At 34.8% G+C, this 16,702-nt stretch carries 11 protein-coding genes; 10 read left to right on the forward strand and 1 reads right to left on the reverse strand.

What is annotated here, in order from left to right; translation table 11 throughout:
- Positions 1–10: 10 nt before the first annotated feature.
- On the forward strand, positions 11–574 hold the full coding sequence (locus A9G28_RS11585) for a phage baseplate assembly protein V (protein ID WP_065580761.1): 564 nt from the start codon (positions 11–13) through the stop codon (positions 572–574).
- A gap of 92 nt (positions 575–666) precedes the next feature.
- On the opposite strand, the gene A9G28_RS11590 is transcribed toward A9G28_RS11585, so the two are convergent.
- Positions 667–912 (reverse strand): hypothetical protein, encoded by a 246-nt coding sequence (locus A9G28_RS11590; protein WP_065580762.1) that lies wholly within the window; start codon positions 910–912, stop codon positions 667–669.
- Positions 913–1,128: 216 nt separating this feature from the next.
- Here A9G28_RS11590 and A9G28_RS11595 point away from each other — a divergent pair, with 216 nt between their 5' ends.
- The 9 genes from A9G28_RS11595 to A9G28_RS11635 all read left to right on the forward strand — a co-directional run bounded on the left by A9G28_RS11595 (position 1,129) and on the right by A9G28_RS11635 (position 16,700).
- On the forward strand, positions 1,129–1,509 hold the full coding sequence (locus tag A9G28_RS11595; RefSeq protein WP_218057383.1) for a phage GP46 family protein: 381 nt from the start codon (positions 1,129–1,131) through the stop codon (positions 1,507–1,509).
- A complete protein-coding gene (locus tag A9G28_RS11600; RefSeq protein ID WP_065580764.1) occupies positions 1,502–2,569 on the forward strand; it encodes a baseplate J/gp47 family protein in 1,068 nt (355 codons plus the stop codon). Before A9G28_RS11595 ends, A9G28_RS11600 begins: the two co-directional genes overlap by 8 nt.
- On the forward strand, positions 2,560–3,150 hold the full coding sequence (locus A9G28_RS11605) for a YmfQ family protein (RefSeq protein WP_065580765.1): 591 nt from the start codon (positions 2,560–2,562) through the stop codon (positions 3,148–3,150). Before A9G28_RS11600 ends, A9G28_RS11605 begins: the two co-directional genes overlap by 10 nt.
- Positions 3,143–4,450, forward strand: coding sequence for a phage tail protein (locus A9G28_RS13195; protein ID WP_081301584.1), 1,308 nt, complete (start codon positions 3,143–3,145; stop codon positions 4,448–4,450). Before A9G28_RS11605 ends, A9G28_RS13195 begins: the two co-directional genes overlap by 8 nt.
- A gap of 18 nt (positions 4,451–4,468) precedes the next feature.
- Positions 4,469–5,077 carry a tail fiber assembly protein gene (locus A9G28_RS11615; protein ID WP_065580766.1) on the forward strand — a complete coding sequence of 203 codons (609 nt, stop codon included), beginning with the start codon at positions 4,469–4,471 and terminating at the stop codon, positions 5,075–5,077.
- Between the two features lie 664 nt (positions 5,078–5,741).
- Positions 5,742–7,757: a hypothetical protein gene (locus A9G28_RS11620; protein WP_065580767.1), complete on the forward strand. Its 2,016-nt coding sequence runs from the start codon at positions 5,742–5,744 to the stop codon at positions 7,755–7,757.
- 176 nt (positions 7,758–7,933) lie between these two features.
- Positions 7,934–8,797, forward strand: coding sequence for a rhodanese-like domain-containing protein (locus tag A9G28_RS11625; protein WP_065580768.1), 864 nt, complete (start codon positions 7,934–7,936; stop codon positions 8,795–8,797).
- A 35-nt stretch (positions 8,798–8,832) separates the two neighbouring features.
- Entirely contained in the window at positions 8,833–12,594 is a 3,762-nt protein-coding gene (locus A9G28_RS11630; RefSeq protein WP_065580769.1) for an Ig-like domain-containing protein, read from the forward strand.
- A 47-nt stretch (positions 12,595–12,641) separates the two neighbouring features.
- On the forward strand, positions 12,642–16,700 hold the full coding sequence (locus A9G28_RS11635) for an RHS repeat-associated core domain-containing protein (protein WP_065580770.1): 4,059 nt from the start codon (positions 12,642–12,644) through the stop codon (positions 16,698–16,700).
- Positions 16,701–16,702 lie beyond the last annotated feature (2 nt).

Raw genomic sequence — 16,702 nt, forward strand, 5'->3', positions numbered from 1 at the left:
AGGTATTCTAATGCGTAAAGTTTTAAATAAAATAATGAACCTAGTTTCTCGTGGCTATATAACATTTAGTGATAGCAACAGCAAATGCCAAACGCTACAAATCAAAATGTCGGGCGGTGAACAAAAAAGTGATATTGAGCATATCGAGCCGTATGGGTTCACATCAAGGCCATTAGATGGCGCAGAAGCTGTTGCATTATTCTTAGATGGTGATAAATCGCATGGTGTGATTTTAACCACAGGTGACCGACGTTATCGTATTACATCGCTCAAAAAAGGCGAGGTTGCCATTTACACAGACGAGGGTGACGCTATTATTTTTAATCGTAATAACGAGATTAACGTAAAAACTAAAAAATTTATTGTTAACGCTGATGATGCAATTGAACTGAATACTAAAAATTTAGTTGTTAGCGCATCATCAAAAGCACAATTTAATACGCCATTATTCAAATCATCTGGAGAAATAGCAGATAAAACCAGCACTATTTCAAACATCAGAACCATTTATAATGGACATACACATAATGAAACAAGTACCGTAACACACAACCCAAATCAAAAAATGGGATAGCTTGTATAAACGTTTAATTCAAATAGGGCAAATTGCGCCTTTATTTTGTCAAAATAATACGCCATTTCAAACAGGGCACCTTTTGCTAGCACTCACAGGTGACCCGCCTGTTTTAATGCGTCGTTTTTAGATGCTAGTTTAGGTTGTAACATCCTCATTACCGCATAAGTTGAGCATAACATACCTTGTCGTGCTTGCTCATTTTTAGTATTACCAGATGATATTATTTGAATATTAGTGAGCTTATCTTTTTCGTCAATGTTTAACATGACGGCAAACGTGATATTACCTAATTGAAATTCTTGATAACCATTTGCACCATCATTGAATAAACGCAACTCATCTATTTTTATTTCTGCGCACTGTGGAAATGTTTTGAAGTATTTTTTTATGCCTTTATCAAACTGTTTAGCGGTTTATGGCAGTTCTTTTTACTCCGTACTTGCTGAACTTGCTAATAAAACTAAAGCTAACAAAAATAATTTTTTCATTTTTTATTCCTTATTCTGTGAGTTAGTAACATGTTTATAAACATTAATGACAAACTGATGTCAATGTCATCACATACAAAACCACTGTACCGAGCCTTAATCATTTCGCTATACACATGGCGACGCAAAAACACCAGTGATGATTCAAAACACCCCTTTGGTTGGTGGGGCGATTCATACCCTAGTATAGCAAATGACAAAATTGGGTCACGCCTTTATTTATTGGCTCGCTCAAAATTAACCAATCAAACTGCCAATTTTGCAAAAATTTATATAAAAGAGGCGGTGCAATGGATGATTGATGACGGGCTGGCATCACGTATTGATGTTTCAGTAAAGCGAACCGATTTAACCGTTTTAGTTGCTACTATCAATATTTACAAAAAAGATGGCAGCAATGAAGAATTTAGGTTTGACAATTTATGGAGTGATATTAATGTCTAGTGGATTTTCAAGACCAACCTTACCCGATTTAATCACAACGATACGCAATGATTTATATGCTCGACTAGCTGTTGATGATGAATTAATTTCACTGCGGCGCAACGATCCTGAAGTCTATGGGCGAGTTATCGCAGGGGCTACACATATGTTATTAGGCTATATTGAAAATATGGCTAAAAATATTTTACCCGATCAGGCTGACGAAAATTGGTTAATTCGGCATGGCAATATGAAACGCTGCTATAGAAAACAGCCAATTCCAGCAGCTGGCTATGTTCGATTTGATGAAATATCTGATGGAATAACTATCACAAAAGGTCAAAAAATCAGGCGCCAGATAGATCAGAGCCTGTATACAGTTACTGAAACAATAACATCTACAAATAACGTTTTAAGAGTGCCTGTTATTTGTGATGAGGTAGGCAAAAAAGGCAATTGTGATGATGGCACTAAAATGTCACTGATTACCCCTGTTACAGGTCTATCATCAACATGTTTTGCCGATTCAATAGAATCAGGTGCCGATATTGAAGATTTAGAGGCATTTAGAAAACGAGTTATCGACAGGTGGTATTACACGCCTCAAAGCGGAGCCGATCAAGATTATGTACAGTGGGCAAAAGAGGTTCATGGTGTTACACGAGCTTGGTGTTACCGCCATTGGGCGGGGGCGGGTAGCGTTGGCGTAATGGTGGCAAATAGCGATCCGGTTAACCCAATTTTAGATAGTACAACCATTGAAAATATAAAGAAACATATTGAACCTCTCGCACCGGTTGCTGGCGCCATGCTACTTGTTTTTTCGCCTACACTCAAACCCATTAATTTTAAAATTATGGTCACCCCTGATAATCCAGAAATTCGCTATCAAATAGAAGCCGAATTGAAGTCATTTTTATTAAGAGAAGGCAATCCACAAACAACGTTATTTAGGTCACGTATTAGCGAAGTGATAAGCGCATCATTTGGTGAATATGCCCATGACTTAGTTTACCCCGACAAAGATATTTTTATAGAAAAAAATCAAGTGGCTGCTTTTGGAGGGATTGAATGGATTTAGACAAACAATACCGAAATATGGTAGGGCACTTATTGCCCTATGGCCCTGCGTGGAATAAATCAGAGCCAATACTGCTATCACTGGCATTAACATTATCAAACACTCACGCTAGATTAGATGATTTAATGCAAGAGATTAACCCCAAGACGACGGCAGAGCTGATAGATAGATATGAGCAAATTTGCGGATTACCCGATAGCTGTTATCCATCTGAGTTTCAAACGCTAACAACACGGCGCAACCGTTTGGATTCAAAAATAAATTTGGTTGGTGGTATTAGTAAAGATTTTTTTCTACAAGTTCTAAAAGCCAACGGTTATACAGATGCCACGATTACAAACTATAACAATGATATATTTACTTGTGAATCAACATGTGACGATTATCTATATGATGAGGAGTGGCGTTTCTATTGGATTGTAAACATACCTCACAATTATCAAATCACAGACATGACTTGTAATGACGGATGCGATTCACCTTTGAGAATGTGGGGCGATAAGCAAATCGAATGCATAATTGATAAATTATGCCCATCACACACTTATGTAATTTTTAAATACGGAGTAACAAATGCATAGAATTGATACAGCCACTGCCCAAAAAGATAAGTTCGGGCAAGGAAAAAATGGTTTTACCCGAGGTAACCCACAAACGGGTACACCAGCCACTCAGCTAGACTATTTGTATTGCGATGCCATTCAAGAAGAAATTGCTAATGCGATTGAATCCGCAGGCATTAAACTTGATAAATCTAAGCATGACCAACTCGCCAGCGCTATTAAAGAATTTGTCAGAAAAGGTAAAGTACGACTTAGTTCAGCAACTAACAGCACATCAGAAACAGAAGCTGCGACGAGCTTAGCTGTGAAAAAAGTTAACGATTTAGCGGCGGGTGCGGTAAAAAAATCTGGTGACGAAATAACCGGTCAGTTGCGTTTTTCTCCAACATCTTATGGTATGAAATTTCTGCACGAAAATAGCAATGAACTTGTGATGCGACCTTCGGGAGATAGTTTTATATATGCGTTCTATAATGCTGAGTTAGATAAATGGACAAACAAATTACGGTACGTTAGTAGCAGCAACACTTGGCGTTTTGAAAATGTTGATGATGTAACAATTAACAATAAATCGGTGTTAAAAACGGGTGATTACGGTATTGGCTCATCCGTCGGTGCTATTGCTAATAATTTTGACGCACATCTTGACGGGGGTTTTTATCAATGTAGAACGGTAGATTTTCCCGATTTACAACTATCGGGTAATAGCACTGCAACATTATTAGCATATCCGAGCAGTAGCGCAACGTGGAAAATTGAACAATTATCAGTAGTTAACAGTAAAATACCGAGAGTTTACTATCGTTGCGATACTAAAGAAGGCAAAAAAAACTGGTACGAAGCAATTACAACAGCAAACGTTAATAGCTTTTTGCCTGTCGGTATCCCGCTACCGTGGCCACAAGATCGTCCGCCAGCCGGCTGGTTTGAATGCAATGGCGCGTCATTTGATGTAAATCAGTTTCCTAGACTAGCATCTGTTTTCCCGTGGGGTCGGCTGCCAGACTTGCGGGGTGAGTTTATACGTGGATGGGATAATGCCCGTGGTATTGACCCAGGCAGGCAAATCTTGAGCTGGCAGGGTGATGCCATTCGCAATATTCATGGTGAAATATCACCGATTTCTGAGACGTTTTCATCAGAGCCTATAGCAAATGGAGCGTTTAGATATTTTGAAAAAGATGCTGGTCATACCCCTATGCACGTCGATATTAGCAGTGCTGGAGGTGTTTTTTTTGATGCATCGCAAGTTGTACCGACTGCTAATGAAAACAGACCTAGAAACATCGCATTTATGTACATAGTTAAAGCTGAATAACAAATAAGAGGATTTACAATGAAATATCAATTACAACCAGAAATTGCAGTTTTAGATAAAAACGGATTAACAGAGAAAGCAGGTTATGCAGTTATTTACAATTTTGACGTGCTAACTGGGGAGTTCAAAAATGCAAGTTATCAGTATTTACAAGTTGGCGTCGGTGTGCCGGCTAACTCATGCATTGATGCACCGAAATCGGTGAAAGAAGATAAAGCGATTGTTCGTCAAGACAACAAATGGGTTTACCTTAATGATTACCGAGGCAAAAAAATCTACTCAACTACAACAGGCGTAGAATCAACAGTAACAGAAATTGGCGACATTCCTACAGATTACACACTGTTAAAACCAAATTCTGAGTTTGATTCTTGGAACGGTGAAGCATGGATATTAGATGAAAATAAACAGCATCAGCACCATGTAAATGTTGCAATAGCACAGAAAAAAAAGTTATTAAGCGAAGCTACTACGCAAATTGATTATCTACAAGATGCAATTGATACTGATATTGCAACTGATGAAGAAAAGGCGTTATACGCGGATTGGAAAAAATACCGAGCATTACTCAATCGCATTGATGTTGATACGGCGCCAGACACCAATTGGCCAGAAAAACCGCTGTAATAATTAACTGCTCTGGGTAATTGTATTTGTTTTTTTTGTGTATAAACAGTGCAATTATCTGGAATGCCTTTATTGACAAACGACATTACGCCAATTCTGACATTACTAGCGTTGTTGCATTATTTCACTATTATAAGCAAATCCCTCTAAATCGATATGAAGTAAGCTGAATTTAGTTTTTTAGATCTAAATTAGTTTTAGTGTCAAAAGATAATACATTAAAAATTATAAATTCTTTTGTTTAAAAGCAAATAAAGAATGTTTCATCTAAATACTAACAAGAGAACTTATTACAAATTTCATTTCTTATTAATTATTATAATTGTTATTTTTCATACCAAAATAAGATTATCTTTCTTGATTATCTATATGCTTAATGATTAATTTTATATTAATGAAAAAAACATTGGCATTTGATAATAGGGATAACAAATTGTGAACTAGCAATGTATTTGGATTCAGAATTAGACAGTAGTTAATTAGTAGTAATAGTTTATTAATTTACTTAATTATCTACACTAATTGCTTATAGATATAAAAAATAAAGCCTTGAGCTTTATTAAACGATTCCCAAAGATCAATCTATAAAAAATAGGAAAAGTTATTTTATTCGCTTATAAATGGATTCATTCAGAATAAAAATATTATAAAAGGTCAATTATAAATGAACATACTTTTAAAATGCAGACAAAAATATTATTGGTACTTTATATGGATACTTTTTTTCTTCTGTAGCGTTACTTCTAGCAAGTTAGTATTTGCGCAAGATGCGATATGTGCAGAAGTAAAAATAGTTATAGAACAAAAATTATCATTTGAACGGCAAGCATTTGATGCTCGAATGATAATTAATAATGGCCTAGAGGATTCGATACTAAAAAATATACGTATAGAATTGCTCTTTACTGATAGAAATAATCAACAAGTAGCGACAACTCAAAATGCTAATGATAACGATGCAAAGTTTTTTTATCGCATTAACTCATTATCTGGCATTAATAGTATTAATGGTGATGGTGAGATAAAAGCAAAGACTAAAGCTGAAGCTCATTGGTTAATTGTTCCTGCATATGGTGCGGCGCAATCTGATGATACATTATATTATATTGGAGCTAAAGTTACTTATACATTGAATGGACAAGAAGTAAGCGTAGAAGTTCCACCTGATTATGTTGTAATTAAACCTCAGCCGTTATTAACATTAGATTATTTTATACCAAGCGAAGTTTATGGGGATGATCCCTTTACGCCTGAAATTGAACCCTCTATTCCTTTTACATTAGGTGTACGTGTTAAGAATGAAGGTCATGGTACTTCTTATAAAACTGTCATCGATTCTGCACAACCTAAAATTGTTGAAAATAAACAAAATTTATTGATTGACTTCAATATTTTAGGTAGCTATATGGGGGATCATGCGGTCAACAAAAGTTTATTATTAGATTTTGGTGATATTGCTGGGCACTCATCTAAAGTTGGGCGTTGGGATATGATGACTAGCTTGCATGGTAAATTTGTGGAGTTTGATGCGACTTTTACCCATGCTGATACGTTAGGTGGCTCAGTAACATCTTTATTAAAAACAGTAAATACGCATACTTTGATTCATAATGTAAAAGTAGATTTACCCGATAGAGATAATATTACAGACTTTTTAGCATTAGATGGTGATGTAATTCGTGTATATGAATCCGAAGGATTCAACACAGATCTATCAGATCAATCACTTAATGCCACACTCACTACAGTTGGTAAAGAAACAAAACTCGTTTTTCCAAAAACGGAAGGGCAAGTTTATGTAAAAATAGCTGATCCAAGTTTCGGCAATCAAAAGATGAATAAGGTAATTCGTTCTGATGGCAAGGTATTACCTGCAGAAAATATTTGGCAATCCAAAATTCGTAACGATGATTTATCTTGGTCTTATTATATTCATTTATTTGATACTAATAGTACAGGAAGTTATACCTTATATGAGAGTGATATAAACGAAACAAAAGCAATAGTAGACACGTTTTTAGTAACAAAAGGTGCCAAATATTCACTTAATGAATTATTACCAGAAAACTATTATTTTGAAGCCAATAAGTCTTATATGATCGAATTTATTGGTAACATAGCTTCTCGTATTTGCTCAGGAAAGAATAATTTTGATGAAAATTCTAAAAAATGCAAAACGGATTTAAATAGGAATTATACTTTTGAGAAAGATGCTTTTAAGACAGATATTTTTATCCCTTCTAAGTCAGGTATCCTTCATGGAGATAGTCACTTCACAGGAAATATCTATCTACTAGCCAAACAAACAGAAACGATAAAAGTGATCGTAGTGCCTCTTGATATGGAAAATTCATTAACCAACACGGCCTCAATTATAAAAGGTTTTCGATATTCATTGAATGAATTATTACCTAAAAATTATAATTTCCAAGCGGATAAGTCTTATTTGGTTAAGTTTTCTGGCGTTGCAATGACTAGTCGTTATTGCCCAGGAAAGGCAAATTTTGATTTGGAAAGTAAGGTTTGTAAAGCAGAAGTAAGTAGAGATTATAGCTTTAAATCCGATATATTCATTCCGTTTAAATCAGGTATTCTTGGAAAAAATAATGAATTTACAGGTAATTTCTATATGTCTGCTACTAAGGATGGAAATATCAAAGTATATGTAACACCATTATAAAAATTATTTGATCATCCCTATCAATCTTAACCTATATAAGTAAAACATATACTTATATAGGTTGTGCTTATGTCGCTTGTTTTATAACAAATATCCAGATTTATATTCTATCTTAATAATAAATAAAAATTAATTGTGTTAAAACTTATTTAAATAACTTGAAAAGAATTTTAAAAATGTCAGTTTTTCATTCTAATTTGCTATATAGATTATTATTTTCTTGTACTGTTTTGTCTTTTTGTTGTCAGATTTCTGCAAATGAAATTAATAATTGTCAAGAAGATATCCAAAATTATAGAGATCTTTTTACTCATTTGCCTATTAATCAACATAAAGAATCATTAGATAAGACGTTTTGGTTAACCATTGAACAGGCGCGTAATTTATCAGATGATGTAGTATGGATAGATGTTAGATCGAACTTATTTAACTCAGATAATCAATTAGGTATTTTAACTATCCCGCTTAATCATTTAGAAAAAAAGGATTTTCTTTATGATAAAACAGTAGTATTAGTTGGAACAGGTTTTGAACAACAAACGATTAATCGAACAATCAATACGCTAAGGCAAAAAGGTTATAAGCATCTTTTTGCTTTATTAGGGGGGATTAGAACGTGGTCCAAGCTAAAAGAACAAAATTTACAGTTATCAAATATAATAACCCCTGAAGAATTTCTATTAGGCAGTAAAACTATTAACTGGCAGATCATTACAATTGGTTTAATGCCACAAGATATTGATACATTACCTGAAAAACCTATTAGAAATTTTAATTTATCAGAAGAATCTCATCTAGCTATAAAACATTTTTTTAAAAATAAAATTATTAACAATGATACCTTTATACAATATGTATTAATCCCCCCTAATGAACATATCACCAAATTATTAAAACGCAAATTAACGTTTCCTGATCCAAGCGAAGTTGTTTGGTTAGAAGGCGGTTTAGCTAGTTATCAACAATATGTGAAGCAACAGGCAAACTTAATTAATAATGCAGGCAAGAGTTTGTCTAAGCCTTGTAGGCTAACGCTATAATTTAATAAAAATTTCTAACTCTAATGGAGCAAAAAATGAAAGTTTATAAACGATGGAAAAACCTATCTTTAAAATTAAATATAAGGCCCTCAAAAAGACAATCAATAAAACAAAAAAATAAATATGCAATCCTTTTCTTTGTTTTGTCTATATTTGTTTATCATTCTAGTTATGCTGCTACAAATACAGGATTATATGGTGATGATAAATCTGCAGGTCCTTTTCCAATAGGATTTAGCTTTAACTATTATGGTAGCAATTTTGATAAATTTTATGTCACAACTAATGGTTTGATTCAATTTACTAACCCAACTACCTCCTACATTAATACTTGTCTTCCTACTTATAATAATACACTGTATGTGTTTTGGGATGATTTAAGAACCGATGTTTTAGGCCAGCCGACAGGGACTATTCAGTATGAAACTCAGGGTGAGGCACCTAATAGGAGGTTAATTGTTCAATGGACTAACCAGTATTACTTTGGTAGTAATCTTCCAATGGGAACATTTCAGGCTATTCTTTATGAAAACTCTAATCAAATTAAGTATCAATATCGTTATTTGATAGGCGAACGTAGCAAAGGTAGCAGTGCTACAATAGGTATCCAAGGCACAACCTCAAACTATACACAAATAGGTTGTAATACTGCAAATGTTATTAAACCAGAACAAGCGATTTTATTTACACCAAATAGTGATTTTAGTAAATATATTGTTGATCAAAATGCATCTTATAATTTTTTTGACATTTCAGGATTAACGTCAGATGCACCAATACCTGTTAACCGTTATAGCCATCAAGCGCCAAGCTGGTCATGGCAAAAAATTAGTCCACTCAATAGTTATGAAATTGATATTCAAGATCCATCTGGTAATACAGTGTATAGAGAAGTTGTTGGCGATGTAGGTCAATTTACATTTGTTAATGATTTGCAAAATGGTCAATCTTATCGAGCACGTATTAGAGGAAGTATTAATAATGGTGGAACATGGGAAATGTGGTCTCCTCTTTCAACTTTAGTGACTATTGATACGATAAAACCAGTGGTTAAGCTCAAACAATTTAATCGTATTAATAGTGATACAGTGAAAGTGATTTTTTCAACTTATGATAATTTAAGTGGTGTTAAATCTGGACATTTACAAATAGCAACTAACCAGCGCTTTGATACACCTCTCATTGATCAAGATATCCAAATTGATGCAAATAGCTACCAAATTTCGAATTTGCCAGTTAAAGATAATGAAGTATTATATGCGCGCTTAAATGTAACTGATAAAGCTGGTAATGAATCAGGTTATACAGAGCCTTTAGCTATCGGTGTTACAGCGCCAATATTAATTCAACCAGTCTCTAATTCCACGGTTAAAATATCAAATTTAAAGGTTCAAGGTAAAGCTGAGGAAGCTGGAAAAGTGCAGCTATATTTGAATGGGAGAATGGTTAATGATCCAGTTACAGTTGATAAAAATGGTTATTTTTATCAAGTTGTTGATCTTAAAGCCGAGGGGAATTATCAATTAACGGCGGTACTTAATAATGATTTTGGTATAAGTGAACACAGTAAACCTGTTTCAGTTAGTTTTAAACTACCGACACCAAAGGCAACCATTATAACACCAGCAGATAATCAAGTGATTTTTGCCCCTATGGATATCCAGATATCTGCAACAGATGAATTAGGAATTGATAAAGTTGAAGTTTACCTTGATGACCAATTATTTTCAACATTAACCAAATCTCCTTATCAAGTTCATTGGCCATTAACACAACAAAATAATGGTAAACATAAATTAACCGTTAAAGCGATTAATACCAGTGGTAAAGTTGTTACAATTGAACGTGAGGTAATGGTTAAAATGGAACCTCCTGCACCACCGCCGACAGCTTATACAGGGAAAGTTACCAATATCAATCCAAAAGTTAGCTATGGACTACAGCCTATTACAATTACAGGACAGGCGATTTATCGGAAGGATAATACTGTGGTTGCTAATGCACCAGTTAAGTTAGTATTAAAAGTTAATGGTTTTGAGCGGAAAATTGCCATTGCAACTGATGATAAAGGAAATTTCTCTTATACTTTTATGCCTCAAGAAAACGATGCAGGTATATATCAAGTAGCCATTATTCATCCTGATGAATTAATTATGACTTCACAAGCTAGTTTTGAAATTAATCGTATCGCCTTTAATTATCAAAATTATCATCTAAAAGCGGCACGTAACGTTGCAATGCCTATAAATATGGTAGCTAAAGCGAGTATTACTGCTAAAAATTTACGTTGGGTATTAACTGCAGATAATCAGCCAGATGGTATTTTGCCAAAAGGGATACAAATAAAATCTGAACCAATTGATATAAATAGTGGTGAAACTGAATTGACCATGATTAATTTCATTGCTGATGATACAGCAACCGAAAAAGGAAGTATTTATCTTGTCGCTTTAGCTGATGAATCAAATGATTTAATACGAGGTAAATTGAAAATTGATTATCAATTAGGACAAGCAATGCCGACCCTTTATGCGGTTCCAAATTATATTCAAACGGGTGTGCAACAGGGAACAATGGTGAGTACCAATATTCATTTAGGCAATAAAGGATTGGCTAAAGCAGAAAATGTTCAAATTGAACTTCTTGATGAAAGTGGTAATCCAGCGCCAAACTGGATATTTATTGCTACTGATAAAACAATTGAATCAATTGCTGTTGATGAACAACTACCTTTACAAATTGTTGCTCAACCAAATAACAAGGTAAGTGATGGTGTTTATCGTTTTAATCTTAAAATAGCAGAGAATAACAATATATTAGGATCAATTCCCGTCAGTATTTCAGTGACACAAAGTGGTCTGGGTATTGCACAATTTGATATTGCTGATATCTATACAGCAACATTGGATAAACAAGGTAATCCTATTGCAGGCGTAAAAGGTGCGACGATTAAGTTGCAAAATGAAGCTGTGCTTACTCAACAATATAGCATTATCTCTAATGAACAAGGGATCGCCTTATTAGAAAACCTCCCTACAGGAGTTTATCGCTATCGTGTGAGTGCACCAAACCATACGGATGTGTCAGGTCGCATTGTTATTCGCCCTAATACTACTATTAATGAACATATCTTTTTAGAGTACCAAAACATCAATATTGAATTTGGTACAACAGAAACAGCAATTAAAGATGTTTATGATATTGAGTTAAATGCAACTTTCAATACTTTGGTACCAGCACCTGTTGTTTTGATAGAACCTATGTCTATTAATTTAGCGGGTTTACAAATTGGTGAGGAAAAAGTGGGTGAGCTCACTATCACTAACTATGGTCTGATAGAGGCTAAAAATGTGGTATTAAATTTACCGAAAACTGATAATAAATTTAAGTATGAATTTTTTGGAGAAATACCTAATAGTCTCCTGCCTAAGGAAAAAAGAGTTATTGCTTATCGAGTCACCGCCCTTGATCCGAACCAAACTCAAAGCGTTAAACCAGAAGCAACGGTTGAAACAATGTTATTTAAAAGTAAAAATGCGGCTAGTAGCTGTTATTTAGCGCCTTATTTAGAGCTACATGACAGTATATGCGCTAATGGCGACATATCTAAAGGTAATAGCGGTGGTTATTTTTATCAATATGTAGGGCAATGTTCATTAGCAGATTTTAATTGGGACTGGGGTTCAGGTACTAATTCAGGTAGCGCTTTAGGCTCTCCTTTAGCCATGCCAATAGCACCAGGTTGTGCTCCAGAAGCTAGTTGTGCGAGTGCCGGTACGGCAAGCGGTGCTAGGTAATTTAAAAAATGAAAATTAGTGTGTCAAACAACACAAAGGATCGCAACATGATAATTAAAAATATAAACAAGTATATAGCAATCTTTATGGTGATGACAATAATGATTGCCTCATCATCTAAAATAGCGTATGCACAACTTTATAATGGTGATATACAAAAAATATCTGGTACAAGTGACGCTAGTGTTAAATTACCAAATACAGAATATACTGAAAGTACGATTGACCTAAGGGTCAAAGTACTTGGTGGCGAAGTTAAACTTAATCGAACTTGGATTAATGGTCGTTGGTATATAAATCCGGCTTGGGCTAATTTACGTTTTGTTCTTGATCCATTAGATGATAGTGTTAAAACCATTGATCGTGCAGGTACCATGTATCAACGTACTGGTAAGGAACAATTATATACCTATAAACACATATCTATTAAGAAAACAGATAGTGGGTGGCATTGGTTCGATCAACAAGGAAATTGGATTAATTTTGATGATAAAGGCCGAGTTTTAGAATATGGTGATATTAATAATGTAAAAGTTAGTTTTATCTTAGACAACGAAGGACGCCGTATTGCTATCAAAGATCATTTTGATGAACAGGTATATAGTTTTATTTATGATAATCAAGAACGTCTTATTAAAGTTAGTGATCGTGAAGGGCGAACTGTAAGTTATGAATGGTCGGGAAATAAACTGGTCAAGGTCACGGATGTTCTTGGTCATGTATGGCATTATGGGTACGATGCAAATGGACAACTAAACCAAAAAACTGATCCAGATAGTGGTGTAACTAAAATTGATTACACCGTATCAACTCCTGCACCGATAACCGCTATGATGAGTGGTAAAGACGGAGGGGTTATTTCAAAAAAAACAGTTGTGACAACTGGTTCTGATAATCGCGATACAAAATTAGCCCAAGTAGGTAAAATTACCGACAAAACTGGTGCTATAACAATTTTTAATAGTCAATATAATCGCGTTAATAAGCAATATACCATTACTGTTAATGATCCAGTAGGCAAAAAAACAGTTACCGTATTTGATGCCAAAGGTCGTGTTATTACCAGAACAGTAAATGATAGTATTACTGAATCTTATCAACGCGATAAAGCTAATCATTCGGCTAAGTATACTAATCAACGTGGATTAACAATAACCACGCAATATAATCAATCCGACTATCCAATAAAAATCACTTATCCTAATGGCGCCATAGAGCTTTATGAATACGATAAAGCCAATAATCCAATAAAAATAACGAATACCAAAGGCGATGTAATTAGCCTTCAGTACGATGCTTTTAATCATCCTATTAAAATTATATATGCGGTAGGTAAACCCGAACAACGCGTTATAAGCTTTCATTATGACTCCTATGGACAACAAATTTCCGCGACCATTAATGGCGGCAGTAAAACTATTAATTTACAGCGAACTTTTGACCGCTATGGAAATATAGCAACATATACTGATGGTAATGGCTATCAATCACAATACACTTATAATATTCAGGGACAAGTAAAAACAGTAAAAAACCCACTGCAGCAACTATGGCAATTTAACTACAATTTAGCGGGTTATCTTACAGAATCTATTGATCCACTCAATCATAGTGTATCTTTGTCGAACGATGGAATGGGGCGATTAATCAAAGTCGTCGATGCGTTGGGTAATAAAACCCAATATAGCTACAGCTTTAATCAGAACGGTTATGAAACAAAAGTCGTTGATGCGCTCAATCAAACCACTATTTATCAGTATGATAACTTATATCGCCTAATCAAAACCATTAGCCCAACGGGGTTAGTCACTCAACAAGTGTATAATACCAATGATAAACTCATACAGAAAGTAGATGTTGCAGGGAATATCTTAACTTATGAATATGGTGAAAAAGGTTCTAATTTAACGGGTTTATTAACTAAAGTTGTTTATCCTACCTTTACTGAGACATATAACTATAATGCCTTAGGACAAGTTACTAAAATTGAAAAACAATTAGATGATAATAGCTTATTAACTAACCACCGCATTTATGATCAATCAGGTTTAATGACCAGTGTTATTGATGCAGCGAATCGGGTCTCACAAACAGAATATAATGCCTTAGGGCAAACCGTAAAATCGATTAATGCTTTAGGTCATGAAACCCGTTATCTTCCAGATTTATTAGGCAATATAACGCAAGTCATCGACGCAAATGATAACCAATACACATTTGAATATGACAAAAATAATAATCTTATTAAAGAAACCAAGTCATTGGGGAATGAGATTGAGTATAGTTATAACCAAGCAAATCAATTAATCGAGAAAAAACAAATAAATGGCAACCGTATTCAATACCAATACGATGCGGCAGGAAATCTGATAAAACAAAGTTATATTGAAAAAGGTCAATCAACTTCAAGTCAGGTTGTCGCTTATAGCTATAATCAGGCTAATCAATTAATTGATATACTACAAACTGGTGACACCCATTCCCACTTTGTTTATCAGCGCGATAAACTTGGTCGAGTAACTCAAGAAACGATTACTTATGGCACAGGTGCAGATAGTATTACTAAGACTTTGCAGTACGCTTATGATAAAGAGGGGAATTTAGCTTCCATTAGCTATCCGGATAATAGCAAAGTAACCTATAGATATGATAAAAACCAACTAAAACAAGCAAAGCTAGTCAACGGTGAATTGATCTACTGGAGCGATTATCGCTGGTTTATGCCATCTAAAGTGACTTATCCTAATGCAACGCAAACTAAGCAGTATGATTCATTACAGCGCCCTTTACTAATAGGGTTAACGGCGAATCGCAAAACATTATTAAATCGTCAATATAGCTATGATAAGGTGGGTAATATAACTCGTATCGCAACAGAAAACGGGGAAAACAATTACCAATATGACTTATTAGATCAGCTTATCCTTGCTAAACCTAATATTGAACTACAAAAGAATGGACTCACTGTAGAGTCTTATAGCTACGATGCGATTGGTAATCGCATCGGTAGTGCGCAACAATTAGGCGAGTGGCAATACAATAAATTTAATCAGCTAATCAAATGGGGCGAAGGCGCTAGTCAAACCACCTTGACTTATACGCCTAATGGTCAGTTAGCTACTGAAGTGAGTGCAGATAAAAAATTAAGCTATCACTATAATGCAGCAGAGCGCCTTATCAGCGTTAACGATGAAACAACTGAACTGGCGACTTATCAATATGATCCTTTTGGTCGTCGTATCAGTAAAACCATTAATGGTGATATCACCTATTTTATTTATACTAATGAAGGTCTGATTGCTGAATTAGACCATCGTGGCCAGATGACGGTTGCCTATGGTTGGGCGCCTAATACCAAATCAGGAACTAGCCCATTGTGGCAGGCAAGTTTAACTGCAGCTAACCAGACACTACAAACTGCGTCTTACCATTATCTCATTACGGATCATTTAGGTACGCCACAGCTGGCCATTAACAATCAAGGCCAACAAACATGGAAAATGCACAGTGACGCTTTTGGTAATGCGGCATTAGATCCTAATAACCAAATTACTTTAAATTTACGTTTTCCTGGGCAATATTATGATAAAGAAACGGAACTTTCTTATAATTACTTTAGGGATTATAATCCTAAAATAGGGCGTTATATCCAAAGCGATCCAATAGGCTTAAATGGGGGAATTAACACCTATGTTTATGCAAATAATAATCCATTAACTTATATTGACCCAACAGGTGAGTATGGAATATATGGGATGTTAATAGGTGGAACCCTAAATTTAGGGATACAATTTGGCATGAATATGGCTATAACAGGAGATTGGAGGACATCCTTACGTTGTGTTAATATTGGGAAAGTTGCTGTTTCAGCAGGAATAGGTTATATTGGGCCTGGACTTTTGGGAAATATAGTACAAGGGAAACCAGGGCCGTTTGGGTTAAATCGGATAGAAAATACCATTATTTATGCTACAGGTACAGGACCAGTAGGGTATGTCTTTAAAAGGATAATGCCTAAAAAACTTAGATTTGGAAGTGATTGCGAATGTCAAGAGGTTGATGAAGTTAAGATAAAAGATATATTTTCATCTTTTATTATACATTAATT

Origin of the sequence: Gilliamella sp. Fer1-1 (assembly GCF_001690825.1) — a bacterium.
Lineage (GTDB): Bacteria > Pseudomonadota > Gammaproteobacteria > Enterobacterales > Orbaceae > Gilliamella > Gilliamella apicola_C.